The following is a 24,026-nucleotide window of genomic DNA, read 5'->3' on the forward strand; positions in this document are numbered from 1 at the left end:
CAGGGAGATCAGGGGGCGGCGGCGACCTTGGTGCGGACCTGGTAGCCGCCGAGCGAGGAGATGTCCCCGGCAAGGGCAGCGAACCCGCCCTCGGCAACGTCCTCGCGAGGCGGGAGCTTGATGAGGCCCTCGGCCTCCATGCCCTCGAGGTAGCAGCGCTGCCGGTCCCAGCTCAGGGCGTCCCACTCTCCGGGAGACAACCCGAGCCTGCGCTGGGCGAGATAGAGGATGACCCGCCGGCCTTCTGGGACTTCATCCCAGCGGCGGGTCAGGCTTCCGGGCGCAACTCCTTCATCAGCCACTGCGAGAACTTCGTGCGCACCCGGTACGGGACGGTCTTGAGCGTCTCCCGGTCGGGGCTCCCACCGCACAGCTTGACCAGGGCGTCTTCGAGTTCGTCGTTGATCTCGCGGGCGGCCTGGATGTCGTCGCCGATCGACGCGAGCGCCTCCTCGGCGTCGCGCGCAGAGGTGATGACGTCGTCCGCCCCGATGACCTTGGCCTTGCGCGCGGCGGCCTGGAGAGCCTCGAAGAACTCCTGCACCGCCTCCTGGGAAGGCTCGGGAACGATCCCGTGGGTGTCCTTGTCGAACTTCCAGCGGAGGGGCTTGACGACTGAGGTGGCATCGAACGAGGACATGGCTGAACCTGCTTTCTCTCTGTGCCGGGGAGGTGGGTGATGCCGCGTCAGGACGTGGCGGGCGCGACGATCTCGTCGATGAGGATCTGCGACGGGTCGACCAGCGAGGAGAACGTCACCGGGTAGATGCGCTTCACCGTGCGACGGAACGAGGTCTCGGAGTCGGACCCGGCGGACGCCTTCGGGATGACGAACCGGCGCGGGAGGCCGAAGCTGTTCTTCAGCTCGATGCCGACGGCGAACTTCGCCAGCTCGTTGTTGAGGTGCAGGGTGTGCTTGCCGGGCTGACTCGCGCCGGCCGCGACGGTGGTGATGGTGCCGCCGCCGTAGCTGTAGATCATCGTCTCCAGGGTGTCCTCGGCGAGGTCGCCCATGATCGACATGACCGAGGTCTCCACGACCTGGTCGACCGGGGTCGACTGCTCTTCGATCGTGATGTCCGTCTTGGACTTGGAGTTGCCCAGCTTCCAGCCCTCACTGGTCGCGCCGGTGTAGACCCAGCCGGATCCCCACGCCTCGAACAGGCCGAGGGTGTCGGCGGGCATCACCGCAGGGTTCAGCGGGTCCCAGAGCTTGGCGTAGACGACGGCGAAACCGACTGCGACGCGGTCGGCGTTCGGGACGACAGGCGACATGTCAGTGCTCCTCGGGGGTGTCGGTGGTCTCGGTCAGCGGCACCCCGTAGCGGGCGGCGGCCTCGTGCACGCGATCCGCGTTCTTGCGCGTGTAGTTCGTGCCGTCGCGGGTGACGGTGTCGAGGCCGTCGCCCGGGTCGAATCTGGTGAACACGCCGCCAGTGCGGAGCGTGACCGCCTTGGCGTTCGGCGACGGGGTCGGAGTCTCGGATGCGGTGGCCGCCGCCTCCGCGGACTTGGGTGCGGGCTTGCTGTCGGCAGCCATCGCGGTCCTCTCTCGGGCATGCGAAAGCGCCCGCCGGAAGTCCGTGCGGGCGCTCGAAAGTGAGTGGGTCAGTAGCCGTGCATGAACAGGTAGGTCGCCACGAAGTGCGCCGTCTCGTCGTCGGACCGCAGGAGGAACCGCGGCCGGGAGCCGAGGCGCTGGGCGTCGGTCACCCGCACCGTTCCGATGACCAGCGGCCACGGTGCGGTGACGATCCGCCGGTCCAGGCTCATGGCGAGCGCCTGCGAGTTGGCGTAGGACTCCTCCTCGAACTGGCCCGCCTCCCCGGCACACCGGAGCTGCCAGACCGTGTGATCCATGGAGTCCTCGACGGCCAGCCCAGGGCCGGGCGTCTCGGTGAGCATCACGTAGGGCGGCACCGCATCCGGGACCTCGGTGCCGGGCTGGTAATCCGCCTCGACGCCGAGCAGGAGCCAGTCGGCGAGCGCTCGGAACTCCACGCTCACCTCCTGATCAGCCGGGAACGTGGCCCTGGGATCGGGCGCGGGACTTCTGCCGGAGCTGTGCCGCCGTAAGCCGCGGGACTTCGGCCGGCCTGCTGTAGACGATCGCCCCGTTGTCCTCGACGGACGGGGCCGCCGACCGCCGCAGGTCATGGAACTCGATCGGTGCGTGCGAGTAGACCTCGCCGGTCATGTCTTCCATGGCGTCCGCCATCGTCCGCGGCAACTCGCCGGGCCGGTGGACGGATTCCGCGAGATCCCGCATGTAGCCGCGGTACTTGTCCATCAGCGGACCGCTCAAATACATCGGGCCGCCGCCGCGCGGGTGCCGGTACGTCAGGTCGTTGTGCTGGACCGCCGCGTAGACCTGGTCGACGACGATCCGGCCCACGAGCTTGCCGTCTCCGACCGCGTCCGCCAGGTCGCGGATGCGGCGGCTGAAGTCACCAGGCATCGTCGTACTCGCAGCCGTAGCCGTAGCTCAGTCCCGCGTCCGCAGGGGTGAGGAGTGTCCCGCAGTACTGGTTGATCACCGTGACCGTCGCGAGCCCGTCCCCGTCGGTGTCGCCCGGGGGCGGTTCGAGCGGTGCGATCGGGGCGCCGGAGATGCGGCCCTTGCCGTCTCGAATGGTGCGGAGTTGTTCCATCGTCGCCTCGTACCGCTGGACGTAGCCGGCCGTGGGGATGTTGCGGTTCTTGCGGACGATGCCCGCCGACAGGTACGCGGCGATCGCCCGCGACCAGGACCGCATCGGTTCGACCTGCGGCGCGGTGAGCACGACGGGGGTGACGTACCGGCCGCCGACGTACACGTCGATCGTGGCGTCGGCTTCGACGATCTGGTCCTGGATCTGCTCGTCCGACAGGCCCGCACCGGTGGTGCGGTCCTCGATGCCGTCGCGCGAGAGCGCCTCGCGGACGTCCTCGACGGTGGAGTAGGCCACGGGTCACCTCCCGGGGTGTGTGCGGGCCCGTGTGCCGTCCGGGCCCGCGATCACTTCGCGCCGCGGGGGGTCGGCTTCGGCTTGCCTGCCGGGTCCGTCGGCGGCGGATCGGTAGGCGGCGGGTCCTCGACCTTCTCGTCACCGTCGCCGCCGTCCTTCGACGTGTCCGGGGCGGACGCCTTCTCCGCCGCACCGGCCTTGATCAGCCGATCCGCGTTGTCGCCGTCCGTCTCGAACTCGTCGCCCCGGTTGAAGGTCCGGTGCGCGCCCTCGTCGGTGAGCATGCGGTAGTAGTCCGCGAGGAGCCTGAGCTTCACGTTCGCCATGTCACATCTCCCGTCAGGTCGTCAGGCCGGTGATACGGAGCGCCGCCTTCGGCTCGTCGAGGAACATCGCCGACTTGCGGCTGACGTCCGACCGCCACGTCTCGCGCGGCTTGTCCTCGTACATCGGGGTGACCCGCAGAGGCCGGGAGTCCGCGATCCCACCGACGACCTTCGACTGCAGGATGATCGCCTCGGTGTCGGGCATCCGCCACGACCGCACGATCCGAAGCCCCGCGAGAGTGCGCGGGAGCGATCCGTTGTACGCGGGGTTCTCCGACGCCAGCGGGCTCGACAGGACGAGCTTCCACATGTCGTCGTTCTGCTCCAGGTCCGCCGCGATGCGGTTGGAGATGATGATCGTGTCCGGGTCGAACCCGAACTTGTTCTGCCCCGTGCCGTTCGACGTGTCCGCGTCGGCGTTCCTGACCAGGAACTTCGCCTCGGCCAGGTCCTTGCGCACGTTCGTCGCGGTCGCCCACGCGCCGGTCGTCGCGGCCATCGTCGGCACCGCGCTGTTCGTCCGGAACAGGCTCAGGAAGGTGTCCTCCCAGGCGCGGATCGTGCTGTTCCGGATCTGCTGCATCTGCTTGTTGACGCGGTCGATGTTGTCCTCGTCGAGCATCTCCTGGGAGATCTTCAGCGAGAGGGCGCGGCGGACCGCGCGGGCGACCTTCGGGGTGCCCTCGCTCCCGAGGGTGGCCGGGATCTCCGCGAACTCCGCGACCACGTCCGGGTCGTTCTCCGCGAACAGGGACGTGGACTCGTGGTAGACCACCGCGCCCGACGGGGCGGACCCGGCCGGGCGGAGGATCTCGTCCACGATGAACTGCTGGTCGAGCATGCTCAGCATGAGCTTCTGCGCGAACAGCGGGTTTTTCGTGAACATGTTGACGGTCAGCCGGGTGCCGTCGGCGAGGCTGCCAATGGTAGGCATCTAGGGTTCTCCTTCTCGTCCTGCTCGTCAGCCCAGGTAGAGCTGGACGAGGCCCTTGCCTGCGGAGGTCGCGCCGGCGGGTTCCACGCAGCGGCCGATGATGAGGTCGGCGGCGTCGGTCCCGGACACCCACGGGGTGACCTGGCCGGACGCGGCCGACTTGAGGGTGGCGCCGAATCCGGCGTTCGCCGCGAACGTCAGCTTGAAGACGCCGCAGGTGGCGACCGACACGTAGGGGCCGGGGAACGACGCGTCCACGAACGCGGCGCCGTAGCTGGTGGTGCCGGTCGACGCGTCGGTCTCGACGGCGTCGAACAGGGCGACGCCGAGGACCTTCGCGGAACCGGCGGGCGCGGTGCGGACCTTGGATCCGGTGTGCGCCTCGATGAGCTGGCCGCCGGTGACAGTGCCACTGACAGCGCAGGTGAGAGGGCCGTGCTCGAACTTGGCCACGACTCCGGGCATGAGGTTCTCCTTTCGGGCATGCGAAACGCCCCACCGCTGTGATGGGGCGTCGGTGAGGCTGAACCTCAGATGCCGTAGGCCTTCTTGTATGCGCCGACCATGTCGTCGGCCTTGGCTTCCTCGGCCTTGCTGTCCTCGGTGGGCTCGGGCGTGAACGCGTGGCCGCGCTCCCTGGCGAGGTCGATGTAGCCGGCCATGGAGTCGAGCATCTGCCGGGCGATCGCCCCCGCGTCGACGGATCGGGTGCCGGTGCTGTTGGACAGCTCGACGGTGACCGGGTCTGCGGACTCCATGAGCGGCCGGGCGAGTTCGACGAGGGCCGGCGGGACGCCGCGACGCACGTACTCGCCGCGCTCGTTCGTGTACCGCTCCGCCGCCAGGGTCGCCTTCATCCCGGCGACCTCCGCGCGGGTCTCCGCGAGGATGGCCGCATTGGCCAGCTCGATGGACGTCGGCTCGGTCGGGTTGGACAGTTCCGCGCCCGCCGTCGCGAGCTGCTTCTCCGGGGCTTCGGCCGGGGCCTGGTCGTCCTCGCCGACGGACCCGGCGATGAGCTCGGCGAGCTCCTCGTCGGTGACGCCGTCGTCCGGGGTGTCGTCCTGCATGCCAAGCGCGCGACGGAGCCGGGTACGGAAAGGCACCCTCTCGGAGTCGGCGTCGGGCGCCGTTTCGGTGGTGATCGAGTCGGCCACGGTGGGCCCTCCCTCGGTGTAGTTGGCGTGCGTGAGGTCGATGACCTGCGCGTCGGGGTCGTGGCCGGACAGCTCGACTTCGGTCCACGCGCCGAGACCGGTCACGCGGGGGTCGAGCGTGCCCAGGACGTGCTGCATGGCCATCCCCAGTCGCCGGCCGTCGGCCCGATCGGTCTGCGGGACCAGGCGCGCGGACACGCCCAACTTGGGGTTCTTGCGCACGAGTTCGGCCGCGTCCGGCGCGAGGTCGAGGGTGGCGTACAGGCCGTCGTCACCGACCTCGACGTCGAGGACCTCGCCGCGGTACCGCTCCGGGTCCATCGTGTGCCGGTTGTCGGCGTCGGCCAGCATGAACGGGACCTGGTCGTATGCGCCTGCCGTGAACGAGGCGGCCAGGTCGGTTAGATAGGCCCGGTCGAACCGTATCTTCGTGCCCTTGTAGTCGATCTCCCCGATCGGGAGGATCCGCTTCCGCCAGCACGTCCGGGACAGTTCGACCGCCGCGTCGCCGGTCGAGGGTGTGAGCAGGGTGTGCGTCACGACGGAGCCTCCCTCGTGGTCGGTGGATCGTCGCCGGCCAGGACGGCCGCCCAGAACGCGTAGTCCTCGTCGTCCGGGCCGATGTCGCGGTCGCCGTCGACGCTGTAGGTGGTGTCGCCGTCCTCGACCGTCTCGGTCCACGGCACCCGGAGTCGCCCGCCGGGCAGGCGCTTGACCGTCACGATCCGCCTCCCAACTGCCGTTCCAAGTCCGCGAAGTACGCGACGAGAGGGCGACCGACGCCGGTGGCATGGTCCGCGGGGATGTTCGGCCGCATCGGGCTGGTGACCGCCAGGGCCCGCCCGATGGCCAGGGCCGCGGCCTCGTCGTCCCCACCGGCCGCTCGGGCCAGGGTGTACGCGGCGAAGCCCTCGGCGAACATCTCGCCGCGGCCGGCGCGCCCGTTCGGGTCGTAGTAGGTGCTCATGATGTAGCCCGACCGGTACGACGCCAGGTGTGCGGCGTCGGACGCCCGAACCCAGCCGGGGCTCGAGGACTCGTACTGCCGCCCGGCGCGTTCACCGAGGGCCCGGTCGATGCCGTGCCCGCTCTCGTGGGCTGCGACGGAGACCGTCGCCCCGGAGCCGTTGTGGCCGACCGCGACGATCGTGGACCCGTCGGCCGAGTTGAGCACGACGCCTTCCGCCCGGCCCGCGGCGCGGCCGTTGCCGCGTGCGCCCATGCGGTCGGGGAGGTCGCCGAGGCCTCGGGCGTCGCCGTTGCCGATCCAGATGCCGGACGCCGGATTCGCGGCCAGGTGCTCGGTGAGGACCTGGCGGAATGCGGGCGAGATGGCGTCGAGGTCGTCCAGCCGTTGCCGTAGGACGTCGTCGGGGAGGTCGTCGGCGTGGACGTGCACCTGCCCGCCGAACGCGTCGTTGGTGGCCTGGATGCGGTCGTTGGTGCGGTACCGCTCGGCCTGTGCGCGCTCGCGTCTGGCCCGCCCGGCCTCTGCGACTGCGGCGGCCTCGCGGTCGCTGCTCTCCTCGTACAGGTCGCGCCGCCGCGCGTTCTGCTCGGGTGTGCGGTTCTCGCGGCCGAGGGCGACGAGTGCGTCGTACTCGGTCTCGATCTCGGCGTCGGTCATCTCGCTCGGCGACCGCGTACCGACGGACACCGGGGCCGGCGGTGGGGTCGGTGTCGGATCCGGGCGGGGCTCCTCCCGGGGCGTGGCCGCCGGGGCCGGGTCGGGCCGGGTCGCTGCGCTCTTGCGGGGCGCGCGGGCCGTCGTGGCCTTCTTGGCCGGTGCGGCGCGCTTCGCCGGGGCCGGGCGGGTTGCCGCGGTCTTCGCGGTCCGCGGGGCTGCCCGCTTGCGCGGTGCGGGTGGGGCCGTGGGGGCGGGTTGCGACGCGGACCGGGCTCGCGCGCCGCCCGTGATGCCCGCCCGCCAATCGGCCGCGGGCGCCGGGCTACCCGAGGTTGACGAGCTTCGCCGCGGCGTGCGGCGCGTGTAGTCGATGCGCGCCCCACCACCGCCGCCAGGGCCGAACTGGCCGTTGGGCCTGCGCGGGTGCCGGTGCTCGTCCCACGTGGCGCCCGCGGCAAGGTCGATCCGGCGCGCGGGCACGTGGGCCAGGTCCGCCTTGCGGTGCTTCCCGGCCGCGGCCTTCATCCGCTCCCACTGCGCGAGCGCAGCCTGGGCGGCAGCCCGCGCCTTGGGCCCGACCTGCTGGGCTCCGGGGAAGTTCGTGTCGCCGCTGGTGGCCATCCGCCGGATTGCGACGACCGCCGTGGCGATGCACCGGGACTTGCCCCAGCCGGGGTTCTTTTCGGCGATCCGCTCGGCCGTGCGCTTGATCAGTGGCGGCAAACCGCCACCCTTTGCGACCCAGTTATCGGCCACCTGCGGCTCTCCTCTCGAATCCGGAGCCGCCCATGGAGGCGGTGGCCCCCTCGACCAGCCCGGCGCCGGGATACGGCGCGGTGGGCTTGCATCGACAGCGGGGGTGAACCGCCCCCGGGTACCCGATAGTTGGGGGACGGTTGACGTAGAAGTTCTTGCCGTCGGCGCGCTCGCACTCGGGGCTCGTGCGGGCGTCGATGGTGGCGTCCCAGCCGAGGAGGTCACCGTGCTCGGCGGCGGCCAGGTCGACCTGCTTGGCGACGAGCGCCCGGCGCTGGAAGGCGGCGAAGTGGCTCTTCCACAGCCGTTTTTCGCGGTCGACGGCCACCTGCGGATCGCCGCCCTTGTCGATGGCGTCCTGGATCCGCTGCGAACTTCGCCGCAGGAATGCGGCGCGGTAGTAGTCCTCGGCGGTGCGGGTGATGCCTGCCGCCGTGGTCCCGGGTCGGGGTGTGGGTGGTGCGGCCGGTCCGCCGGGCCCGGTCGCACCCTCCCCGCTTGGAGGCGCTGCGTCGCCTCCTGTCACCCGGCTTCGGGTGGTCTGTGTCGTGCTCGCGGGCACGTAGGTTCGGCGGTACTGGCCGGGCTTGTAGCCGATAACGCCGACGGCCATTGCTGCCGCGCGCGGCGTGACCTTCAGGAGCCGAGCGACTTGGCGGGCGAGGGCGACCGCCCCGGCTCCGATGACGAGGAGTCCGAGGATCGCGGCGATCAGGGCCCACTCGGTCGCGGTCGGCGACGGCTGCTCGGTCTCGGTCTGCGCGGGGGCGGCCATTGCTCACCCCCGGTCAGATCAGTCGAGCTTCCATTCGGTGTCGCCGGTGCGGCGATGGACTGTGCCGACGCCCTCGACGCGTATCTCGATGCGCCAATCGGATTGCGTGCCGTGGCAGAGGAACTGCGCCTTCGGCAGGGCGCTCAGGGTGATCGCGAGGTCGTTGAGCAGGCCGTAAGCGACGGAGCGTTCGTTTTGACGCGTGCGACGTTCGTCGTCGGTCATGCCAGCCCGCTTCCGGTAGGTCGGACCGACGAAGAGCCGACGAAGAAGATCTGCCTGTAGCCGAGCCGGATGACGAAGTAGGGGGCTCGCTTGACCCTCACTGCCAGCCACACGGGCGTGCGAGTTCGCAGATATCCCGAGGGGAGCCTGAAGGTTCCCCCGGTGATTGCTCTGCGGCCCCAGCGGAGTGAGCAGCCATGGACCAAAGCCGACTGGGTCTTGTCGGGGTCGATCACCGGGGTGACTCCTCGCAGATCCGCACGTTGTCGATCAGGCGGATGCACCGAATTGCCGAAGTGGGCGCGGAGAAAAGGGTGATCCCGTCGCGGCCCAGGAAGCGCACCACGTGCGGGCTGTGGCGTACCTCAAGGGCGTCCACCACCTCCTCGGAGTGCGGATCCGTGAAGGTCACCTGCCATGTGTGCCACGGGGACACGCTGGGGTCGGTGGTCACATCCATGCCTCTCCTTGTGCCGGGAGTTGATCAACTCGGATGGCGCTCGGCGTTGTGCTGCGCGAGGTCCTCGGCGTCGAGGCCGTCGAGCGCGACGTTGGCCACGACCATCGCCCGCCGGTAGTTCGCGCCGTGATCGGCGGAGAGTTCGTCGGTGTACTGGTAGCAGCGCCGGCAGTACACGAACAGCCCGGCGCCGGCGATCCCGACTACGGCGAACTGCTTCACGCCGCTCCCTTCACGAGTTGTGCAGCCGCCGAGACCTGCCCCGCAATGTCCGCCACCGGGGCGGCGGCGGGAGACCGGGCGGCTTGCTGGGCCTGCTGCCCGGCGGACTTCATGGCCTTGCGAACCTCGTCGGCGTCGAGGTCCAGGAACCCCGCGACCTTGCCCGCCACCTCGCCCAGGAACTCGCTGGGGAACTCGGCCTTCGCCATCTCCAGGATCTTCATGAGCGGGTCGAGGTCCGTCTCACGAAGTGGTGCGAACCGGAACGCCGGATAGGCCGCAGCCTGGCCGAAGTTGTAGCGCACCAGATCGGCGCACACATGGTTCGTGAGGTCCGACGCAAGCTCACTCGCGTAGGCGGTGGACGCCTGCAGGAAGAAGTCGGTGGCGTTCGTCGACAGCGCGAAGCTGCCTCGGCCGCTTGCCGCAGCGGACGTCAGGTCGGTGAACCCGGCCAGGATCGAACCGGACATCTCCGAGTCCAGGTAGGTCATGGCGGCCTGGAAGAGCTGGGCGCCGGTGCCGTTGGACTCGATGACCTCGACCTTGGTGCCCTCGGGCACTCCCGCGACGCCGCCGTTGCGGAGCTTGGCGATCTTCCGGGCTGCCGCGCCTGCGCTGGTCTCGCCCTGGCGGTCGGTGACGACGGTACGCGGCCCGGCCTGCGTCTCGAGGAACTGGTACCAGAGGAACCGGAGCTTCTTTTTCGTCTCGTGGCACCACAAGGCGACCTGCAAGTCGGAGGCTCCGCGGATGGGGTCCCTCGACTGGTTCGCGAAGTGGACGAAGGCGTACTCGGCCTCGATCCGGACGGGCTCGAATCCGCGGCCGGCGGTCGGCATCGGCATGTACGGGCGCTGTCGGAAGCCCCTGAAGGCGGCCGTCTTCGGATCCCTGGCCACGTCCACGGTGGACGGCGGGCGGTAGGCGAGCTTGTCGTAGACGATCCGCCCGTCGTGCTCCTTGAACACCTTCTCGAAGCACGCCCGCCGGTAGATCCGGGCCGATGTGGCCTGCGCGATGACCAGGGACATCGGCGTCGACATGCCGCCCGCGTAGGCCGGTGCGGTCAGGGCCTCGGTGACCATGTCGGCCTCGCCGCGGTCGCCCGGTGCGGGCTCGATCGACCACGTGGCGGACCGGATCGGCAGGGTGAGCGTCTGCGCGAGGGTGGCGGCCTTGCCGTCGCGGTCGAGCATGTCGCTCATGGCCTGGGCCTCGAACGGCCCGTAGTCGAAGACGCTGCCGTCGGCGTAGTCGGCGAACAGGACATCCCGCATGCCGAAGGTGCTGCCGAGTTCCCGCTCCAGCTCGGGCGCCTCGCCGCCGCGCGCCAGGTCGACGACCTCGGCGAGCGCGGACGTGCCGGAGGTCAGCCCCACCGGTGCACTGCGTCGTCCGGGTCGAACGCGTCCTCGTCCTCGCCGCTGCCCCACGGGATCACCTCCTCGTCGTCGCCGCTGTTGACCGGGCCGGCCGTGTGCCACCAGGCCATGACGGTCATGTCGCCCGCGTCCGGTGAGCGCCCGAGGCGCTTGCGGACCTCGTCCTTGGATTCCACCGCGATCCGCCGCCCCTTGATCGTCCACTTGGGAGTGACCAGGTCGGCTTTGAGGTCTTCGTCGTCGGGGAGCATGATCTCCGCGCCCCCGCGCTGGCTCGGGTCGAGTAGCTCCCGCAGGTTCCACCAGGCCGCGCTGCGGTTGTTCACGAACTCGAACTCGCCGAGCTGGTCGGTGCGGCCGGCCTGCTCGGACGCGTTGAACGCAAGCGTCTCGTGGCCGAGTTGCCGCAGTCGATCGACCACACCCGCACCGATTCCGATGACGTCCACGATCGCGAACGCCCGCGGCGTCGTCAGCTTGGCGGCGACGCGGTCCGCGGTGGCCATGGTGTCGATGCCCGAGTACTGCACCAACTCCTCGAGGACGGTGCCCTGACGGACGCCGATGCAGGTGGAGTCGGTCCCGAACCTGGCGACGTCCACGGCGACGACACGCCGACCGCCCTGCTCGGGCCGCCCCGCCGAGTCCCACTCGCGCCACCGGTCGACGGCGCGCTCGATCCACCCGAGGGGGATGACGCCCTCGTCGGAGTCGTCGGGGAACTCGCCGCGGACCTTCGACTTCCACAGCGACGACGCGGTGCCCCAGCGCTGGGCGCGCTCGGCGACCCAGGCGGCCGAGATGAGCATCGGCCGCAGGTCGTCCGGGACGGGCTCGGTCGACGGTGCCCGGCCCGCCTCCTTCAGGATGCCCTCGAGGATGGGGTACTGCTGGATGGCTTCGGCGGTGATGTTCGGCGTGCTCAGTCCGTCGATGCGGATCCGGTTCCAGCCGGACCCGGGGTCGCAGATCTTCTTGAACTGGGTACCTGCGTCGTCGGGATTGCCGATGGCCAGCACCCGGGCGTCCTCGTTGGTGGCGAGGGCGTCGATGGCGTCCCACAGCACCTTGGGGATGCCGCAGGCCTCGTCGACCACGATCAGCACGTAGCGGTCGTGGATGCCCTGGAATCCATGCGCGTCGTGGTCGGCCGGTTTGCGGCCGAACGCGATCTCGGCACCCGCCGGGTCCTTCCACATCGGCTGCCCGGGGAGGACGTTGCCGATCAGGCCGCCCTTGCGATGGGCCCGCCGGATCTCCTTCCACAGGATCGCCTGCACCTGGCGGGCGGTGGGAGCGGTGGTGACGGCGACGGCCTGGCCGATCGGCCGGGTCGACAGCCACCAGCCGACGCCGCGCGATGCCGTGAAGCTCTTGCCTGCGTCGTGGCAGGACTGGACCGCGGTGTACCGGTGGTCCCGCACGGACTCGAGGACTTCGCGTTGTGCGGACCACAGGTGCTCGTGGAGGGTGTCGGTGACCCAGCCGACCGGGTCGTTCCAGTAGTTCCGCTGCGGGGTGAGGAGCCGCCGGGAGAGGGTGACGAACGGGTCGGCGAGCGGCATCGATCACCGCTCCTCCCGCTACGAGGCCACCACGGCGAGGTGTCTGCCTGCCGCCATGCGGGCCTGGTTGAGCGCATCCGGGTCGGACACTCCCGCCGCGGCGAGGGCCGCCTCGAGGGCGGAGAGCAGCCGTTCGGCCTGGGCTTCGCTGATGGCCGCGAGGCGGTCTGCGATCCCGAGCCGGGCGCATGCGGCCAGAACCTTCGTCTTGGCGTCGGAGGCGCGCTCCCACACCCGGACGAGGGCCCGCTCCTGTTCGCCGAGGTGGGCGCCGCCGTTGTACACGTACTCGGGCAGGGCGAGCATCTCCAGCCGGATGTGCGACTCCCACGCGGACACGACTCCGGCGTGTTCGAGGAGCGCGGTGAGCGGGTCGTCGATCGGCCTGATGTCGAGCCGTCCACAGGCTGTGCGGACTTCCGCTTCGATGACCCGCTCCCAGGCTGCGGCTTTGGCCTGCGGGGTGTTCCCGCCGTGTTTGCGGCAGCGTTTGCCGCCCGCGACGGGCCATTGCCCGCATGTGGCCGGTCGGTCGGGGATGCCTCGGCTGTTCTTGACCTTGGCGCCGCATGCGCAGCCGGAGCAGGGGCGGCCCTTGCCCGTGGACGGCTGCCCGCACTTGCACCGGAACTCGGCGGCCATCGCGGTCCTCCTACAGCGGGTTGCCCTTGGTGATGATGTCCCAGTCGTCCAGGCCGAGCGGCTCGACTTCGGCAACCGGCGAGATGCCGTACCAGGCGGTGCTCGTACTGACCGGCATGGAGCCTGGTGCCGCGGCAAACCCACCGCTGGTGGCGCGGACGACGCCGTTGTCGACCGGGGAGCTGAACGCACCGGTGGTGACGCTGTACCGCCCGGCCGGGCAACCGTAGGACGCCCAGTAGTCCACGCCGAGGCTGGGCACGAACGGCGTGGTGAACTCGGCCAGGTTCCAGCCGTCTGCGGGACTGGCGGTGACGGCCGTCGCGAGGAGTGCCGAGTCCGACTGTCGCCAGAGGTTGACGGTGTTCGCCGTGTTGGCGGATGAGCCGCGGTACCAGTAGATGCCGGTGAGGCTGCATGCCACGAGGACGCGGAATCTGACGCCCAACTCGTAGTTGTCGGTGTCGCTCTCGGTGGGGCTGGCCGGCAGCGTCGGGTACAGCACGCCGAACTCGCCGGCGACCAGGGTTGTCGGCGGTGCCACGTTCGTGTTGCCGCGCTTGGCAATGGCGACGACGCCGGTGGAGCGGACGCGGACGACGTCGCCCGCGGCGTAGGTGGTGGTGTCATCCCAGTCGGCGTTCCAGGCGTCGGCCCAGGAGAGCCCGGGGGCACCGTCGGCGCCGTTGTCGCCCGGCGCCCCGTTCGTGCCGTTGGTGCCCGCCGGGCCGACGAGGGACGCGAGCCATGCGGCCTGAGAGCCGACGAAACCGGCGGCGACGGCGATTTGGTAGGCGGATTGGCCCGCGGGTCCTGCCGCACCGGCTGCCCCGTCGGCCCCGTGGAGCGAGTCGAGCCATGCGGCCTCGTCGCCTTCGAAGCCGTGATCGAGGGCAATCTCGTAGGCCGACCGGCCCGGGGCACCGTCTGTGCCGTCGGCTCCGTCGGCGCCGTTCGTACCCGGGGTTCCTGGTGCACCGTTCGTCCCGTTGGTGCCGTGCAGGGATGCGAGCCACGCCGCCTCGTTGCCGACGAATCCGTTCGCGACGGCGAGTGCATAGGCGGACTGCCCTGCCGGGCCAGCACTGCCTGCCGGGCCTGTGCTGCCGGTGGCGCCGTCGGCTCCGGGTGGGCCGGGGACCCCCGAACGGCGGACAGCGACGACCCGTGCGGGTGGTCGAACGATCAGGACGCGGTCAGGCACGGCCGTCCACCACCTTCTGAACCTTGATCGTGCCCTTGGCCACCGCGTCGGCGTCCTGCGTGTCGGGGTTCGTCCACAGCGCCCAACTTGCTTTGCCCAGGACGCGCGTGGTGTCCGGGGTGAGGGTCAGGTGCACGATGCCGCCCGTTGCGTCTTCGACGACGAGGGCCCCGGCCGGGTTGGTGACCCCGGCGACGATGCGGATGGTCTCGGCGCCCTCGGCGGTCGACTCGACGACGAACACCACGGTGTCGCCGGTCAGATCCTGCGGGATGTACGGCCCGGTGGGATTGTCCGGATCGGTGTAGCCGAGGTCGAGGTACAACGCGTAGCGCTCTCCGGCGTCCACGTCGTCCCACGCGAAAGGGTCCGTCGGCATCGGTCCGCCTCTCCGTGGTGACCGTCAGCCGGTCTGAATGGTGTCGGCGATCAGCGTGATCTCGGCGTGGGAGACGTCGATGTTGAGCCGCGTTCCGTAGATGTTGGTGGGGAAACCCGCCCGCTTCAGGGTGGCTCCTGCCGCGATCGTGATCGGCGTGGGCGTCACGGCGTCGCCGTCGACGGTGGCTTCCTTCAGGAAGGTGATCGTGCGGCTGGTCGCGCCCGTGTTCTTGGCTTCGATACGGACGCGGCCGTCGTTTTCGACGTAGTGGTTGTTCGTCGCATCGCCCGTGACGGCTGCGTAGGGCGTGGGGGGGACGGTGGCCTTGCGGCCGATGACGGTGACGGGTACGGCAACGCGCGGCACTGGGGCCTCCGATGTGGTGTGGGGTGGGTCAGGTGGCGTCGGCGACGGTGGCGGTCCAGGTGATCGTCAGCGTGTACGAGTTGCCGGTGACCTTGGTGAACTCGTAGTGCGCGGTGCCCGGCGCCCCGGCCTTGATGATCGTTTTCAGTGTCTTGACGAGGTCGTCGATGGTGCCCGCGCCTGCCGGGACGGTCGCGGTCAGGGGGATGTCCACGAGTGCCTCCAGGGCGGGTGTTGGTGCTGCGGGCAGGATTCGAACCTGCGACCTCCGGCCGGAATGGGTGGCCGGCGAGCTACCGCTGCTCTACCGCAGGGCGTTGCCGACTGCCGCGCCGCCGTGCAGGTGCCACCTGCCGACGCCGCGTTTGGCGAATCAAGCCCACGCCGCAAGGAGCGATCAGATCGCTCCAAGCCGTCGACGCGGCAGCCGGGCATGGCTGAGGCCCCGCGCGATCCGGGACGCGGGGCCTCAGGTACAGGGGTGCTGCAGTTCGGTCAGACGTTCCACTGTCCGGTGACGGTGGACATCATGCTGACCTGCAGCTGGATCGTGGTGATCTTCGATCCGGTGGGGACCTCGTAGGTGACGTAGCCGAGTCGGCTGCCGCCGGGCGGAATGCTCACGCTCGGCGGAAACGCCGGACCGGCGCTCGTCTCGCCGAACGTATTGCCGAACTGCTGGCCGTCGGTGTCGATCAGGTGGGAGCCGAAGTTCGGTGTGTCGGTGATCGGCGCGTCACCGTTGTTGGCGATCTTCCACTGGACGGCGACGTACCGGTTGCCCGCCTTGGGCTTGAGGAACTGGTTCGACGACGACGCCGGGTCGACGAGCTTCACCAGGGTGACGTCGACCGGGACGCCCTTGGTGTTCGTCAGGGTGAGGGTGTCGCCGACCTTCGCTGCTGCGGGTGCGGCGGGCTTGGCCGAGGTGGGCGCTGCCTGTGTGGCAGGGGCGGCTTGCGTCGGCGGGACGGTGCCGCCGGGCGGTTCGGTGATGGACGTGTCGATGATCGTCGGGCTCTTGGGCTTGGTGACGACCTTGTCGTCGCGGTCGTTGCAGCCGGCGAGTGCGAGCGTGCAGGCGACGGCCAGGGCGACGCCGATGATGCGAGTGCGCATGATCCCCCCACGGGTTCTAGTGCGGGGGACGCTACGCGTCTCGCGTCGGCCAGGTGCGGGCTTGGCCGAGTCGTGATCGAAGTGGCCGCCCGGCCTCCACATTGAGGCCCGCGTCGTCGCATTCGCCGCAGTGGCCCGAGGTGCCGTCGGTGGGCTGGCCGTGGGGGCATTCCCAGTGGTCGGGGCGGAAGTCGTCGTCGTCGCACGCGCAGGCGGTGACGGCTTCGAACTCGTGGCAGGTGCATCGGACGCGGTAGGTGTCGCGGCCTCGGCAGGGTCCGTCGTCGGGGTGGGCGTCGCGCGGGTGTTGGCAGGTACAGGGGTTCGGATTGAACATTCGAACCCTCCGGGTGATCAGGGATCGCCGCCGTTCCGGGGCCCGGCCGCCATATGCCGGGCGTGGTGATCGCGCGGAGGTCTTGCCTCAAGGTGCGCGGCTCGTGTGCCCATCCCGGAGGCCGGGCCGCGCGTGGTGTCCCTGGCCGCGGCGCCTCTGCGGGCGGGGATGGGTCCAGGGCGATCGAAGGGTCCGGCCGCCGTGCCGCTGCGCAGGCGCTACCTGCCGTCCTCCACCGCGACGCGAACGCGGCCCGGAAAACGCAACGAGCGTGATCACCTCGCTGGACGCGGGCACGGCAGCCGGACGTGCAGAGAGCCCCGGGCCGGTGCGGCTCTCGGGGCTCTCGATGTCTAGGCGCACGTGGTGCACATTAGGAAGATCATGCGCCACTAGGCCGACCTTGGCAAGCGACCCGCCGAATTGGCCTCGCGGAGCCGGAAAAGCTGGTCAATTTCCCAGAGGTCCACGCGGATTCGGCGCGGGGTGCCGTGGTTGACCATGCGGCCCTCGGCGATCCACCGCTGGATGGTGCGCGCGGGGATGGGGTACTGGAGGGCTGCATCGGAGAGGCGGACGATCACCGGTCGGCGAGGCATGATCCGATGATCGCACCGTCAGTCCGCCAACCCGGTGATGATCAGCGTCGCGGGAATCCGCCGGTCGACTTCCAGCAACGGCGGCGGGTCGACGTAGCGGTGCGGCCGAACGCCACATCCGATCTGTGCCTGCTCAACTTCCTGCTCGTGGATCTGCTGGCGCAGGCGCGCGATCTCGGTCAGCCACTCCAGCGCTGTGTGGGTGCCTGCGTGCTTGGCGACTTCGGCTTCGGCGGCGGCGTTTCGTGCTTCGACCATCGCGGTGATCGCTGCGGTGAAGTCGGGCACTCCCGTGGCTGGGTCGATGCGGGCGAACATCGGCCCAGGCGCGTTGGATTGGTCGTGATGCCAGGTGCAGACGTCGATCGGGCAGTGATGGCGGATGACGTCGAGGTCTCGGACGTACTCGCGTTCGCTCACGGCCGCCAACTCTCCTGGTAATCGGGGTGGTTCTGGTACACGGCGAACTCCCGGCCGGTCAGCGGCACCCGCCAGTAGAGGCCGACCACGAGGAGCGTGGAGTCCTCGCGGATCCACCCGAAGCGGTGGGTGCCGTGTGCCGGCTCGAAGCTGACCCTCACGTCGTCCCTCCGTAGTAGCTGTCGAGTTGCACGTCCAGTTCGGCGAGGTCCGGGTGGGCGGCAACCTCGGCGTCGTAGCTCCGCTGAATGGCGGTTGCACATTCGCGCATCGATGCTGTGGCGGAGGCGACTTCAGCGGCAAGTTCGAACTGTGCGGCGGCTACGCGGGCACGGGCGGCCAGGATGCGGAACAGAGCCGCTCTGGCCTCGTCGGGAGTCCGCTCGCTCACGACGTCTCCTCGGTGCAGTCGTGTCCGCTGAGCCAGCCCAGCGCTTCGGGGTCGATGCTGTCGCCGGTCCGGGACTGGCCGCAGCGGGTGCAGTGGACGCCGCCGGGCGAGAGCCGGACGAGGATGCTGTCGGGGTCCGGCCGGTACTCGGACACGGTGCCGCTGGCGGCTCGGCGGAGGCGCGGGATCCGGAGCTTCACGACCCCTCCGCCGGTTGCGCCGCCGCCCACGCGTCCTTGATCGCTGCGATGGCGGGCTGGAGTTCCGCCCACAGTTCGCCGACCGCCTGCTCGACCTTGGGCGAGGGCTGCCCTGCTGCGGCGCGTGCGACTTCGCGTTGGGCGCGGGCCCAACCGAGGGTCGGCGTGAGGCGGGCGACGAGGGCGTCGCGGGCGTCGGTGCTGAGCGGGACGGCGATGGTGTTTGCCATGGTTCATCCTCTCGCGGCGGGGCGACAGTTACAGGCGGTCGAGTAGTGCGGGCCCGAAGAGGATCGCCAGGACGGCCGCGGCGATCGCCCAGTACTGGATCGGCAGGTCGCCGAGGCGGGTGCGGACCTTGATCTCGCGTTCGCCGTCGGGGATGTGTCCGCCGTGTATCTGCTCGCGGTGGTCGCGGCGGATGTGGTCGAGCGCGTCGCGGGAGTGGACGCGGTGGGACGTGATGCGGCACCGCCGACACCTGTACTGGTAGCTCACGGATGCCCCCATTTCGGATCACCGCCCATCATGCTCGATTCGCCAGGCGTTGGAGCCGAGTTCGGGATCACGGACGTACCGAACGCGTCGGGAGGACCGCTCTCCGGCCCCCTCTCCGGGGCTCTCCGCTCCCGGAGAGTCCGCAGGTCGGGGGTGGTCTCCGGGGGTGGAGAGTGGCCCATGGGCGCCCGCAGGGGAGAGGGGTGGGAGTTGGCTGCGATGCACCCCCGCGAGGCCCTCCCGGCCCCCCGCGCGGAACTTCCTGGCGGGGTCGTAGCCGGCCTTGCGGAGGAGGTCGGAGAGGGCCTTGTCGGGGGCCGCGGAGAGGCCCGGGATGCGCTCCCGCATGGCCGGTCGGAGGGTGGCCAAATGCACCCCGTTGTCGTCCCCGATCAGCTCCCGGATCAGGGCCGTCAGCGGGGGCTCGGAGGGGACCTCGGGGAGGCCGGCCGCAGGTGCCGCAGGGGCAACCTTGCGGCGGCCGACGAACCGGGCGGCCAGTCCGGCGCGTTGCTTGGCCGGAGCGCTCTGCTTCGCAGGCTTGGGGAAGTCGAGTCCGGGGAGTCGGCCCAGGCCCGCGAGGAGCACGACGACCAGCAGCCCGCCGCCGGCGACCCACGGCCCGGCCGGGTGCGAGGCCGCCGTCCGCCCGATGCCGTACACGACGGCCAGGGCAATGCCGATGCGGGCGAGGGCGCTCCCCCGCCCGATCCTGCCGGACAGCCAGGCGCCCGCGAGGGCCAGCAGGGTGCGTAGCCCGCGGGCGATAACGCGCAGGAGCCGGCCGGTCCCGCCGACCAGCAGGCGGCCGGCGGTGGCCATGTGTGGCGTGAGGTCGGCGAGTTGGCGGACGTCGAGATACGGCCGCAGGTCGGGCATGGTCGCGATGCCGCGGCTGGGCTGCTCGTCGGCGGGGGGAGTGGTGGCCTGCTCCCCCGGGCCCGGCTCCTCGTCGGGGTCGGGCTCGGGGACTGCGTGCAGGTGGGCGGCGCTCATGCCGCGAGGTGCTGTGCGGCCAGGGCGATGCGGTCGGCGACGATGCTCCATGCGCCGCCGGCGCCGGATGCGACGTAGAAGAACGCGATGCCGAACACGGCCACCTGCCGGGTGGACAGCTTCTTCCACATCACCATGGCGAGCATGATCAGTGCGATGCCCGGCATCGTGAGGCCGGGCAGCATGCCACCTGCAAGGCCGATGAGGTCGTTGACGCCTGTCGAGGCGAGGTCGAACGGCGAGCCGGCTGCCCGGTAGGAGGCGCCGGCGAGCATGGCAATAACCAGGGTGGTGCCCCAGCCGAGGCCCTTCGCGTGGCCGTCGACTCTGCCGGTGCCGAACCACAGGATGGCGGTCAGAGCTGCGGCGAGGCCGACTGTCCCGAGGCTGCCGAGGATGCTGTTCATTTCGGTCCCATCGGGAGGTCGGTGGTGCCGTACAGCAGGACGCCGACGACGATGGAGATCAGGGGGATGCGGCACGGGAGCGCCAACGCCCAGTGCCACCTGCGGGTTTCGTGGTCGCACGCCCATACCAGGGCGGTGACGCAGTACCAGAAGTAGACGTGGACGTCGGTCCACGAGTCGTAGGTGGCCACGAGGTAGGCGGTCTCGGCGGTGACCCACTGTGGGAGGTGGAGGGCGAACCCGGCGCCGAGCGCGCACCCGTTGTAGAGCGCCCACCGGTTGCGTGCGGGCATGTGCCGCCACCACTCGACGGGCGTCTGCCTGGGAGTGTGTCGAGGCTGCCGGAAGGTCGGGCGTTTGTGGGCGCCGGAGCCGCGGGGGTCCCAGCGGCGTCGGGGCGTCTCGGGTTCGTCGTCGCCTTCCTCCTCGCACTCCCCCTCGACCTCCGGAACTTCGTCCTCGGGGTTGTCATCGACAGCGTGGTCGGCGAGGTGGTGCTTCGGTCCGTCGCGCCAGGGCGGGACGAGGGTACGGCGCTGCTTCGGGGCCTGCCTGGTGGGCGGGGTGTCGGGGGGTGGCGGTGCGGGTGGGCCGAATGCGAGCGGTTCGGTTTCGGGGTCGCTGACGATCTTGGGCATGGTGGTCCCGTCGTGGGGTCGGGGGCGGCGCGCGGCGCCGGCTCGCCCGGGGCGTGGTGTGGGTCAGGCTGCGGGTTCGGTGCGGGCGACGGAGGGCAGGTCCGCGAGCCCCGGTTCGACCGCCTCGATCACCGTGCGGAGGGTCCGCGCGGTGGACTCGGGCAGGTGACCGAGCCCGGCGTCCTGCACGCTGCGCTGCATCTGCTTCGTCGTCGGCCGGAACCCGGTCTCGTAGAACGCGCGGATGGCGTGGCACCTCGGGTCGTCGTAGAACGCGCGGGCCGGCGCGACGCTGGCGGGGCCGTCAAGGGCGTCAGCGGGGGGCGTCACCGCAGGTGGGACGGCCTTCGCGTCGGGTGCGCTGACGGGCGCTGGCGTGATGCTGACGGCGATCCGGGCGGGCAGTCCGGCTTCGATGATGTCGAGGCGGCGGCCGATGACGGCGCGGATCGCGCGGAACGAGCGCCTGGGAAAGAGGACCGCCCCGAGGACGCCGATGCGCGGGAGCCGCTCGGGGAGGAGTCGTTGCCGGTGCAGGGCGGTCATTCGGGCGTCGAGGACGTGGGCGACGAACAGCAGCTCCAAGAGGACCGGCGCGGCGCCGAGGACGGCTCCGCCGGCGGTGCCCCAGCCGAGGCTGACGCCGTGGCTGTAGTTGACGTAGCTGCTGGTGCAGACGCTGCCGAGCATGAACACGGCGGGCAGGAGGAAGCCGCGGCCTCGCTCGATCGCCGCGCGCGCGTATTCGCTGAAGATGAGGCCGGCGCCGTCGAAGACCAGGGCACCGCCGACGGCGATGAGCCACGGCAGGTGCAGGCGGGCATACAGGAGGTGGTAGACGCTCCAGCCGCCGATGGTGAGGGCGGCGACGAGGACGTAGTACCAGGACGCGCGGAGGGTGGTGGACATGCGGTGCTCGGCGGTGGTCGGAGGGTGGCCCGTAGGCTTGTCGGCATCCATGGAGTGCGGCTCCTTGGTAGGCCCCCGTGTCGACGCTCGCTACGTCGCCGGGGGCTGTTTGCTGTCTGTGTGCTGGGGCGCTGACGGGGTCGCTGACGCCCGTCATCACTGTAGCGTAGACGGGTTACAGCTACGGGTGATCGTGTCTACCCTCCCGCCGTGGAGGGAGCCTGATGAGAGATGAGGTGCGGCGCGTGCTGACGGCCGTCGATGACCTTGAGCGGATCCCTGACGCGGGCGAGCGGGCGAAGGCGCTCGGCGAGTTGCTCGGCGAGATCCCGGGCTTTCACAGCAAGGTGCGTGAGATGCGTCAGCAGGCCGTGCTGACGTTGCGTCAACAGGGTCTGTCGTGGCAGGAGATCGGCGACCTCATTGGCGTGCACCGGCAGCGCGCGAAGGCGATCTCGGAAGGCAGGTCATGGCGGAAGGCACCGCCCGCTGACGCCCCCGATGACGCGTCAGCGGGGTAACGCCGACGGGCCGCCCTTTTCGATGACGCCTCTGTAATTCACGCCGTCGAGCAGTTCCACTCGTTCGGCGGGCACGCACATCAGATGGACGTGGCGCTGGCGCGCGACCCAGCCGTTCCACTCGACGAGCGCCCACCTGGTCTCGTCGTCCTCGGTCAGCCACCACCAGATGCGGGCGTCGAGGACGCCGTCGTCGTCGAGGTTGATGCGCACACGTGGCAGGTGTGCGGTCGGGGTGCGCGTGTCCATGGGGTCATCGTGGCGGGCGTGGGCCCCAGATGTCGCGCTGTCCGGGGATGACGAGGCCGTCCTCGTAGATCACGTGGTCGATGCGGGTGGATACGTCGTCGGTCCATTCGACGTACAGGGCCACCGGGGCGCCCGCGCGTGCCTGGTGCCAGCCGCCGACGACGCCGTGTCGCCATGCGCCGTCGATGGCGAGGAGCGCGTAGGGCCAGGGGTGCGGGTGGGTGACGCGGATGCCGCCGGTCTGGGTGTGGCATCGGGTGAGGCTGCGTGCGGGGGCGGGGTGGTCGATGTCCACCCCGCCATTGTCTCGCACATGCGTGCGAAGCGATCAGGTGCCGTCGCGGTCGCGGATCGCTTTCAGGGCTGCCGCGATACCCGCTTCGGCCCTCTCTCGGATTCGCCTGTAGTCCGCTTCGATCTCGGCCACGGGTTTGGCGAGCATTTCGGCGGCGCCCACTTCGGTGATGCGGTGCTGGCTGGCGAGTAGGCCGGCGGCTTCTGCGGGGGTGAGTGCCCCGCTTGCGATCTTGGCGCGGTATTCGCGGAGTTGGTCGAACAGTGATGCGGCGATGGGGTGCCTCCTGGGGTTAGTGGGTGGTGTCGCAGGATCGGGCATGGTCGGCCGCCCAGGTGGAGGCGGCATCGCGGTGCACCTGGGCCGCGTCGGGTCCGCAGTGGCGCCACGTGGTCCAGGTGGGGCGTGCGCCGCATCCGGTGCAGGCGCCGTCGATGACCTGGTTGCCGTCGCGGTCGCGGAAGGCGAGGGTGACGCCGTCGGGGGTGGTCACGACACCGAGCCCAGCTCGGTCGGGTCGACGCCGTCCCGGTCGGCGAGGGATCGCAGCGCGCGAGCGGCTGCCTCGTGGTGCTCGGCGGCACTGGCGTAGTGCCGGCGGCGTGCGTCGGGGTCGGCGTCACCGGCCGCGATGTAGTCGGCGGCCTTGGCGACGTGATCGGCGGCCACCGACTTGAGGCCGCGGATCCGCGGGGTGATGTCGGCCATGATGGCTCTCCCTGCTGCTCGTATCGGGTGGATGTGGGCCCGGGGTGGCTGTCCGGCCGGCAAGTCAGCGGCCACCCCGGGGCGGGGCTATGCGGCGAGGCGGTACGCCATCTGCGCAAACTTGGCGGCGGCGGCCTTGTCCTTCGGCCGGTAGACCAGCGCGCGAGCGGTGAACGCGGCGAGGTCGTACAGCTTGACCTGGACCCGCTTGGTGGTACGCCCCTTGAGCTTGATGCGGCCGGTGGTGGTGGCGGTGGGGGTGACGCCGCGGCTGAACGCTCCGGCGAACCGCTCGGCGTCGGCCGGCGCGATGCCCGCGGCGGTGAGGTGGGCGACTGCGGTGGCGGTGCCGGTGGCGACGGCGCGGGTGGCGGTGCGCTGGGCGCGGCGGGTGCGGATGGCGGTGCGGATGTAGCTGCGGGCGGCGCGGGCGGTGGCGTTCACGGTGTCCTCCGAGATGTTCGCGGTGGATATCCACCGACACCTGAAGACTAGGCGTCGTGGATATCCACCGCAACCCCTTCCGTGGACTTTGTGGATATCCACACCTACGCTGGCCCCATGCCGAAGCAAAGCCCCGAGAACCACACCCCCCACCGCCCCATCCGCGTCGAGGACGACCTCTGGGAAGCCTTCGGGCGCCAAGTCGGCAGACGCCGCTCCCAGGTCGTCCGCGACTTCATCGCCTGGCACACCCATCAGCCCGACGCCGCGATGCCCAAGCGCCCGCCGGCGCCGCCGAAGGACGCCCCGCCCGCCTCCTGA

General features: G+C 70.6%; 43 protein-coding genes. 2 read left to right on the plus strand and 41 right to left on the minus strand.

Translation table 11 applies throughout. The annotated features are described in order from the left end of the window. Positions 1–8: 8 nt before the first annotated feature. The 35 genes from ACIBSV_RS46725 to ACIBSV_RS46895 all read right to left on the minus strand — a co-directional run bounded on the left by ACIBSV_RS46725 (position 9) and on the right by ACIBSV_RS46895 (position 21,539). Positions 9–302, minus strand: coding sequence for a hypothetical protein (locus ACIBSV_RS46725; RefSeq protein WP_395873649.1), 294 nt, complete (start codon positions 300–302; stop codon positions 9–11). Next, on the minus strand, positions 269–640 hold the full coding sequence (locus ACIBSV_RS46730; protein ID WP_395873650.1) for a hypothetical protein: 372 nt from the start codon (positions 638–640) through the stop codon (positions 269–271). The genes ACIBSV_RS46725 and ACIBSV_RS46730 overlap by 34 nt, the downstream gene beginning before the upstream one ends. A 47-nt stretch (positions 641–687) precedes the next feature. Then, complete coding sequence (locus ACIBSV_RS46735) at positions 688–1,275, minus strand: hypothetical protein (protein WP_395873651.1); 588 nt, start codon at positions 1,273–1,275, stop codon at positions 688–690. 1 nt (position 1,276) lies between these two features. Continuing rightward, complete coding sequence (locus tag ACIBSV_RS46740) at positions 1,277–1,540, minus strand: hypothetical protein (protein WP_395873652.1); 264 nt, start codon at positions 1,538–1,540, stop codon at positions 1,277–1,279. A gap of 68 nt (positions 1,541–1,608) precedes the next feature. Further along, entirely contained in the window at positions 1,609–2,001 is a 393-nt protein-coding gene (locus tag ACIBSV_RS46745; RefSeq protein WP_395873653.1) for a hypothetical protein, read from the minus strand. 13 nt (positions 2,002–2,014) lie between these two features. Further along, positions 2,015–2,458: a hypothetical protein gene (locus ACIBSV_RS46750; RefSeq protein ID WP_395873654.1), complete on the minus strand. Its 444-nt coding sequence runs from the start codon at positions 2,456–2,458 to the stop codon at positions 2,015–2,017. Continuing rightward, positions 2,448–2,948, minus strand: a complete 501-nt coding sequence (locus ACIBSV_RS46755) for a phage protein Gp36 family protein (RefSeq protein WP_395873655.1) — start codon at positions 2,946–2,948, stop codon at positions 2,448–2,450. The genes ACIBSV_RS46750 and ACIBSV_RS46755 overlap by 11 nt, the downstream gene beginning before the upstream one ends. 50 nt (positions 2,949–2,998) lie before the next feature. After that, complete coding sequence (locus ACIBSV_RS46760; RefSeq protein ID WP_395873656.1) at positions 2,999–3,274, minus strand: hypothetical protein; 276 nt, start codon at positions 3,272–3,274, stop codon at positions 2,999–3,001. A gap of 13 nt (positions 3,275–3,287) precedes the next feature. Then, complete coding sequence (locus ACIBSV_RS46765) at positions 3,288–4,208, minus strand: hypothetical protein (RefSeq protein WP_395873657.1); 921 nt, start codon at positions 4,206–4,208, stop codon at positions 3,288–3,290. A 27-nt stretch (positions 4,209–4,235) separates the two neighbouring features. Next, positions 4,236–4,673, minus strand: a complete 438-nt coding sequence (locus ACIBSV_RS46770; protein ID WP_395873658.1) for a hypothetical protein — start codon at positions 4,671–4,673, stop codon at positions 4,236–4,238. Between the two features lie 65 nt (positions 4,674–4,738). Beyond that, a complete protein-coding gene (locus tag ACIBSV_RS46775; protein ID WP_395873659.1) occupies positions 4,739–5,905 on the minus strand; it encodes a hypothetical protein in 1,167 nt (388 codons plus the stop codon). Next, the gene (locus tag ACIBSV_RS46780) at positions 5,902–6,087 is read right to left on the minus strand and encodes a hypothetical protein (protein WP_395873660.1); all 186 of its coding nucleotides are present in this window, start codon (positions 6,085–6,087) and stop codon (positions 5,902–5,904) included. Before ACIBSV_RS46780 ends, ACIBSV_RS46775 begins: the two co-directional genes overlap by 4 nt. Further along, the gene (locus tag ACIBSV_RS46785; RefSeq protein WP_395873661.1) at positions 6,084–7,748 is read right to left on the minus strand and encodes a hypothetical protein; all 1,665 of its coding nucleotides are present in this window, start codon (positions 7,746–7,748) and stop codon (positions 6,084–6,086) included. The genes ACIBSV_RS46780 and ACIBSV_RS46785 overlap by 4 nt, the downstream gene beginning before the upstream one ends. Continuing rightward, complete coding sequence (locus ACIBSV_RS46790; RefSeq protein WP_395873662.1) at positions 7,738–8,523, minus strand: hypothetical protein; 786 nt, start codon at positions 8,521–8,523, stop codon at positions 7,738–7,740. The genes ACIBSV_RS46785 and ACIBSV_RS46790 overlap by 11 nt, the downstream gene beginning before the upstream one ends. 18 nt (positions 8,524–8,541) lie before the next feature. After that, a complete protein-coding gene (locus ACIBSV_RS46795; RefSeq protein ID WP_395873663.1) occupies positions 8,542–8,748 on the minus strand; it encodes a hypothetical protein in 207 nt (68 codons plus the stop codon). Positions 8,749–8,980: 232 nt separating this feature from the next. Next, positions 8,981–9,208: a hypothetical protein gene (locus ACIBSV_RS46800; RefSeq protein ID WP_395873664.1), complete on the minus strand. Its 228-nt coding sequence runs from the start codon at positions 9,206–9,208 to the stop codon at positions 8,981–8,983. Positions 9,209–9,232: 24 nt separating this feature from the next. Next, complete coding sequence (locus ACIBSV_RS46805) at positions 9,233–9,430, minus strand: hypothetical protein (protein ID WP_395873665.1); 198 nt, start codon at positions 9,428–9,430, stop codon at positions 9,233–9,235. Next, a complete protein-coding gene (locus ACIBSV_RS46810) occupies positions 9,427–10,812 on the minus strand; it encodes a DUF935 family protein (RefSeq protein WP_395873666.1) in 1,386 nt (461 codons plus the stop codon). Before ACIBSV_RS46810 ends, ACIBSV_RS46805 begins: the two co-directional genes overlap by 4 nt. Beyond that, the gene (locus ACIBSV_RS46815) at positions 10,803–12,380 is read right to left on the minus strand and encodes a hypothetical protein (protein ID WP_395873667.1); all 1,578 of its coding nucleotides are present in this window, start codon (positions 12,378–12,380) and stop codon (positions 10,803–10,805) included. The genes ACIBSV_RS46810 and ACIBSV_RS46815 overlap by 10 nt, the downstream gene beginning before the upstream one ends. Positions 12,381–12,398: 18 nt before the next feature. Then, positions 12,399–13,022 (minus strand): hypothetical protein, encoded by a 624-nt coding sequence (locus tag ACIBSV_RS46820; RefSeq protein WP_395873668.1) that lies wholly within the window; start codon positions 13,020–13,022, stop codon positions 12,399–12,401. Between the two features lie 10 nt (positions 13,023–13,032). Beyond that, positions 13,033–14,226, minus strand: coding sequence for a DUF4082 domain-containing protein (locus tag ACIBSV_RS46825; RefSeq protein ID WP_395873669.1), 1,194 nt, complete (start codon positions 14,224–14,226; stop codon positions 13,033–13,035). Beyond that, on the minus strand, positions 14,219–14,605 hold the full coding sequence (locus ACIBSV_RS46830) for a hypothetical protein (protein ID WP_395873671.1): 387 nt from the start codon (positions 14,603–14,605) through the stop codon (positions 14,219–14,221). Before ACIBSV_RS46830 ends, ACIBSV_RS46825 begins: the two co-directional genes overlap by 8 nt. A 24-nt stretch (positions 14,606–14,629) precedes the next feature. Continuing rightward, positions 14,630–14,974: a hypothetical protein gene (locus ACIBSV_RS46835; RefSeq protein ID WP_395873672.1), complete on the minus strand. Its 345-nt coding sequence runs from the start codon at positions 14,972–14,974 to the stop codon at positions 14,630–14,632. 28 nt (positions 14,975–15,002) lie between these two features. Beyond that, complete coding sequence (locus ACIBSV_RS46840; RefSeq protein WP_395873673.1) at positions 15,003–15,188, minus strand: hypothetical protein; 186 nt, start codon at positions 15,186–15,188, stop codon at positions 15,003–15,005. A gap of 281 nt (positions 15,189–15,469) precedes the next feature. After that, positions 15,470–16,093 (minus strand): DUF4352 domain-containing protein, encoded by a 624-nt coding sequence (locus tag ACIBSV_RS46845; RefSeq protein WP_395873675.1) that lies wholly within the window; start codon positions 16,091–16,093, stop codon positions 15,470–15,472. 954 nt (positions 16,094–17,047) lie between these two features. Beyond that, entirely contained in the window at positions 17,048–17,449 is a 402-nt protein-coding gene (locus ACIBSV_RS46850; protein WP_395873676.1) for a hypothetical protein, read from the minus strand. Next, positions 17,446–17,610, minus strand: a complete 165-nt coding sequence (locus ACIBSV_RS46855) for a hypothetical protein (RefSeq protein ID WP_395873677.1) — start codon at positions 17,608–17,610, stop codon at positions 17,446–17,448. The genes ACIBSV_RS46850 and ACIBSV_RS46855 overlap by 4 nt, the downstream gene beginning before the upstream one ends. Continuing rightward, complete coding sequence (locus tag ACIBSV_RS46860; RefSeq protein WP_395873678.1) at positions 17,607–17,840, minus strand: hypothetical protein; 234 nt, start codon at positions 17,838–17,840, stop codon at positions 17,607–17,609. The genes ACIBSV_RS46855 and ACIBSV_RS46860 overlap by 4 nt, the downstream gene beginning before the upstream one ends. Continuing rightward, the gene (locus tag ACIBSV_RS46865; RefSeq protein WP_395873679.1) at positions 17,837–18,040 is read right to left on the minus strand and encodes a hypothetical protein; all 204 of its coding nucleotides are present in this window, start codon (positions 18,038–18,040) and stop codon (positions 17,837–17,839) included. The genes ACIBSV_RS46860 and ACIBSV_RS46865 overlap by 4 nt, the downstream gene beginning before the upstream one ends. Next, the gene (locus ACIBSV_RS46870; protein WP_395873680.1) at positions 18,037–18,270 is read right to left on the minus strand and encodes a hypothetical protein; all 234 of its coding nucleotides are present in this window, start codon (positions 18,268–18,270) and stop codon (positions 18,037–18,039) included. The genes ACIBSV_RS46865 and ACIBSV_RS46870 overlap by 4 nt, the downstream gene beginning before the upstream one ends. Before the next feature lie 28 nt (positions 18,271–18,298). After that, entirely contained in the window at positions 18,299–18,538 is a 240-nt protein-coding gene (locus ACIBSV_RS46875; RefSeq protein WP_395873681.1) for a hypothetical protein, read from the minus strand. Between the two features lie 18 nt (positions 18,539–18,556). Beyond that, positions 18,557–19,534 carry a hypothetical protein gene (locus tag ACIBSV_RS46880; protein ID WP_395873682.1) on the minus strand — a complete coding sequence of 326 codons (978 nt, stop codon included), beginning with the start codon at positions 19,532–19,534 and terminating at the stop codon, positions 18,557–18,559. Continuing rightward, positions 19,531–19,941 (minus strand): hypothetical protein, encoded by a 411-nt coding sequence (locus ACIBSV_RS46885; RefSeq protein WP_395873683.1) that lies wholly within the window; start codon positions 19,939–19,941, stop codon positions 19,531–19,533. Before ACIBSV_RS46885 ends, ACIBSV_RS46880 begins: the two co-directional genes overlap by 4 nt. Beyond that, a complete protein-coding gene (locus ACIBSV_RS46890; protein ID WP_395873684.1) occupies positions 19,938–20,579 on the minus strand; it encodes a hypothetical protein in 642 nt (213 codons plus the stop codon). Before ACIBSV_RS46890 ends, ACIBSV_RS46885 begins: the two co-directional genes overlap by 4 nt. Positions 20,580–20,642: 63 nt before the next feature. Further along, positions 20,643–21,539 carry a hypothetical protein gene (locus ACIBSV_RS46895; RefSeq protein WP_395873685.1) on the minus strand — a complete coding sequence of 299 codons (897 nt, stop codon included), beginning with the start codon at positions 21,537–21,539 and terminating at the stop codon, positions 20,643–20,645. A 173-nt stretch (positions 21,540–21,712) separates the two neighbouring features. Between ACIBSV_RS46895 and ACIBSV_RS46900 the strand changes: the two genes are divergently transcribed. Further along, on the plus strand, positions 21,713–22,009 hold the full coding sequence (locus ACIBSV_RS46900) for a hypothetical protein (protein WP_395873686.1): 297 nt from the start codon (positions 21,713–21,715) through the stop codon (positions 22,007–22,009). Here ACIBSV_RS46900 and ACIBSV_RS46905 read toward each other — a convergent pair. The 6 genes from ACIBSV_RS46905 to ACIBSV_RS46930 all read right to left on the minus strand — a co-directional run bounded on the left by ACIBSV_RS46905 (position 21,998) and on the right by ACIBSV_RS46930 (position 23,705). Further along, positions 21,998–22,258, minus strand: coding sequence for a hypothetical protein (locus ACIBSV_RS46905; protein WP_395873687.1), 261 nt, complete (start codon positions 22,256–22,258; stop codon positions 21,998–22,000). The genes ACIBSV_RS46900 and ACIBSV_RS46905 overlap by 12 nt on opposite strands. A gap of 4 nt (positions 22,259–22,262) precedes the next feature. Beyond that, on the minus strand, positions 22,263–22,553 hold the full coding sequence (locus tag ACIBSV_RS46910) for a hypothetical protein (RefSeq protein ID WP_395873688.1): 291 nt from the start codon (positions 22,551–22,553) through the stop codon (positions 22,263–22,265). A 33-nt stretch (positions 22,554–22,586) separates the two neighbouring features. Further along, positions 22,587–22,874 (minus strand): hypothetical protein, encoded by a 288-nt coding sequence (locus ACIBSV_RS46915; protein ID WP_395873689.1) that lies wholly within the window; start codon positions 22,872–22,874, stop codon positions 22,587–22,589. Continuing rightward, a complete protein-coding gene (locus tag ACIBSV_RS46920) occupies positions 22,846–23,046 on the minus strand; it encodes a hypothetical protein (RefSeq protein WP_395873690.1) in 201 nt (66 codons plus the stop codon). Before ACIBSV_RS46920 ends, ACIBSV_RS46915 begins: the two co-directional genes overlap by 29 nt. Beyond that, complete coding sequence (locus ACIBSV_RS46925; protein WP_395873691.1) at positions 23,043–23,261, minus strand: hypothetical protein; 219 nt, start codon at positions 23,259–23,261, stop codon at positions 23,043–23,045. Before ACIBSV_RS46925 ends, ACIBSV_RS46920 begins: the two co-directional genes overlap by 4 nt. Positions 23,262–23,348: 87 nt before the next feature. Then, positions 23,349–23,705 carry a hypothetical protein gene (locus ACIBSV_RS46930; protein WP_395873692.1) on the minus strand — a complete coding sequence of 119 codons (357 nt, stop codon included), beginning with the start codon at positions 23,703–23,705 and terminating at the stop codon, positions 23,349–23,351. Between the two features lie 117 nt (positions 23,706–23,822). Between ACIBSV_RS46930 and ACIBSV_RS46935 the strand changes: the two genes are divergently transcribed. Next, positions 23,823–24,026 carry a hypothetical protein gene (locus ACIBSV_RS46935; protein WP_395873693.1) on the plus strand — a complete coding sequence of 68 codons (204 nt, stop codon included), beginning with the start codon at positions 23,823–23,825 and terminating at the stop codon, positions 24,024–24,026.

The organism is Embleya sp. NPDC050154 (assembly GCF_044460165.1).
GTDB lineage: Bacteria > Actinomycetota > Actinomycetes > Streptomycetales > Streptomycetaceae > Embleya.

What these genes read in the sequence shown, in the direction of transcription:
- ACIBSV_RS46730 (WP_395873650.1), bottom strand. Translation starts at nt 640, where the DNA reads ATGTCCTCGTTCGATGCCACCTCAGTCGTCAAGCCCCTCCGCTGGAAG.
- ACIBSV_RS46735 (WP_395873651.1), bottom strand. Translation starts at nt 1,275, where the DNA reads ATGTCGCCTGTCGTCCCGAACGCCGACCGCGTCGCAGTCGGTTTCGCC.
- ACIBSV_RS46740 (WP_395873652.1), bottom strand. Translation starts at nt 1,540, where the DNA reads ATGGCTGCCGACAGCAAGCCCGCACCCAAGTCCGCGGAGGCGGCGGCC.
- ACIBSV_RS46750 (WP_395873654.1), bottom strand. Translation starts at nt 2,458, where the DNA reads ATGCCTGGTGACTTCAGCCGCCGCATCCGCGACCTGGCGGACGCGGTC.
- ACIBSV_RS46760 (WP_395873656.1), bottom strand. Translation starts at nt 3,274, where the DNA reads ATGGCGAACGTGAAGCTCAGGCTCCTCGCGGACTACTACCGCATGCTC.
- ACIBSV_RS46765 (WP_395873657.1), bottom strand. Translation starts at nt 4,208, where the DNA reads ATGCCTACCATTGGCAGCCTCGCCGACGGCACCCGGCTGACCGTCAAC.
- ACIBSV_RS46770 (WP_395873658.1), bottom strand. Translation starts at nt 4,673, where the DNA reads ATGCCCGGAGTCGTGGCCAAGTTCGAGCACGGCCCTCTCACCTGCGCT.
- ACIBSV_RS46790 (WP_395873662.1), bottom strand. Translation starts at nt 8,523, where the DNA reads ATGGCCGCCCCCGCGCAGACCGAGACCGAGCAGCCGTCGCCGACCGCG.
- ACIBSV_RS46795 (WP_395873663.1), bottom strand. Translation starts at nt 8,748, where the DNA reads ATGACCGACGACGAACGTCGCACGCGTCAAAACGAACGCTCCGTCGCT.
- ACIBSV_RS46800 (WP_395873664.1), bottom strand. Translation starts at nt 9,208, where the DNA reads ATGGATGTGACCACCGACCCCAGCGTGTCCCCGTGGCACACATGGCAG.
- ACIBSV_RS46815 (WP_395873667.1), bottom strand. Translation starts at nt 12,380, where the DNA reads ATGCCGCTCGCCGACCCGTTCGTCACCCTCTCCCGGCGGCTCCTCACC.
- ACIBSV_RS46820 (WP_395873668.1), bottom strand. Translation starts at nt 13,022, where the DNA reads ATGGCCGCCGAGTTCCGGTGCAAGTGCGGGCAGCCGTCCACGGGCAAG.
- ACIBSV_RS46830 (WP_395873671.1), bottom strand. Translation starts at nt 14,605, where the DNA reads ATGCCGACGGACCCTTTCGCGTGGGACGACGTGGACGCCGGAGAGCGC.
- ACIBSV_RS46845 (WP_395873675.1), bottom strand. Translation starts at nt 16,093, where the DNA reads ATGCGCACTCGCATCATCGGCGTCGCCCTGGCCGTCGCCTGCACGCTC.
- ACIBSV_RS46870 (WP_395873680.1), bottom strand. Translation starts at nt 18,270, where the DNA reads ATGGCAAACACCATCGCCGTCCCGCTCAGCACCGACGCCCGCGACGCC.
- ACIBSV_RS46880 (WP_395873682.1), bottom strand. Translation starts at nt 19,534, where the DNA reads ATGAGCGCCGCCCACCTGCACGCAGTCCCCGAGCCCGACCCCGACGAG.
- ACIBSV_RS46885 (WP_395873683.1), bottom strand. Translation starts at nt 19,941, where the DNA reads ATGAACAGCATCCTCGGCAGCCTCGGGACAGTCGGCCTCGCCGCAGCT.
- ACIBSV_RS46890 (WP_395873684.1), bottom strand. Translation starts at nt 20,579, where the DNA reads ATGCCCAAGATCGTCAGCGACCCCGAAACCGAACCGCTCGCATTCGGC.
- ACIBSV_RS46895 (WP_395873685.1), bottom strand. Translation starts at nt 21,539, where the DNA reads ATGGATGCCGACAAGCCTACGGGCCACCCTCCGACCACCGCCGAGCAC.
- ACIBSV_RS46900 (WP_395873686.1), top strand. Translation starts at nt 21,713, where the DNA reads ATGAGAGATGAGGTGCGGCGCGTGCTGACGGCCGTCGATGACCTTGAG.
- ACIBSV_RS46905 (WP_395873687.1), bottom strand. Translation starts at nt 22,258, where the DNA reads ATGGACACGCGCACCCCGACCGCACACCTGCCACGTGTGCGCATCAAC.
- ACIBSV_RS46915 (WP_395873689.1), bottom strand. Translation starts at nt 22,874, where the DNA reads ATGCCCGATCCTGCGACACCACCCACTAACCCCAGGAGGCACCCCATC.
- ACIBSV_RS46925 (WP_395873691.1), bottom strand. Translation starts at nt 23,261, where the DNA reads ATGGCCGACATCACCCCGCGGATCCGCGGCCTCAAGTCGGTGGCCGCC.
- ACIBSV_RS46935 (WP_395873693.1), top strand. Translation starts at nt 23,823, where the DNA reads ATGCCGAAGCAAAGCCCCGAGAACCACACCCCCCACCGCCCCATCCGC.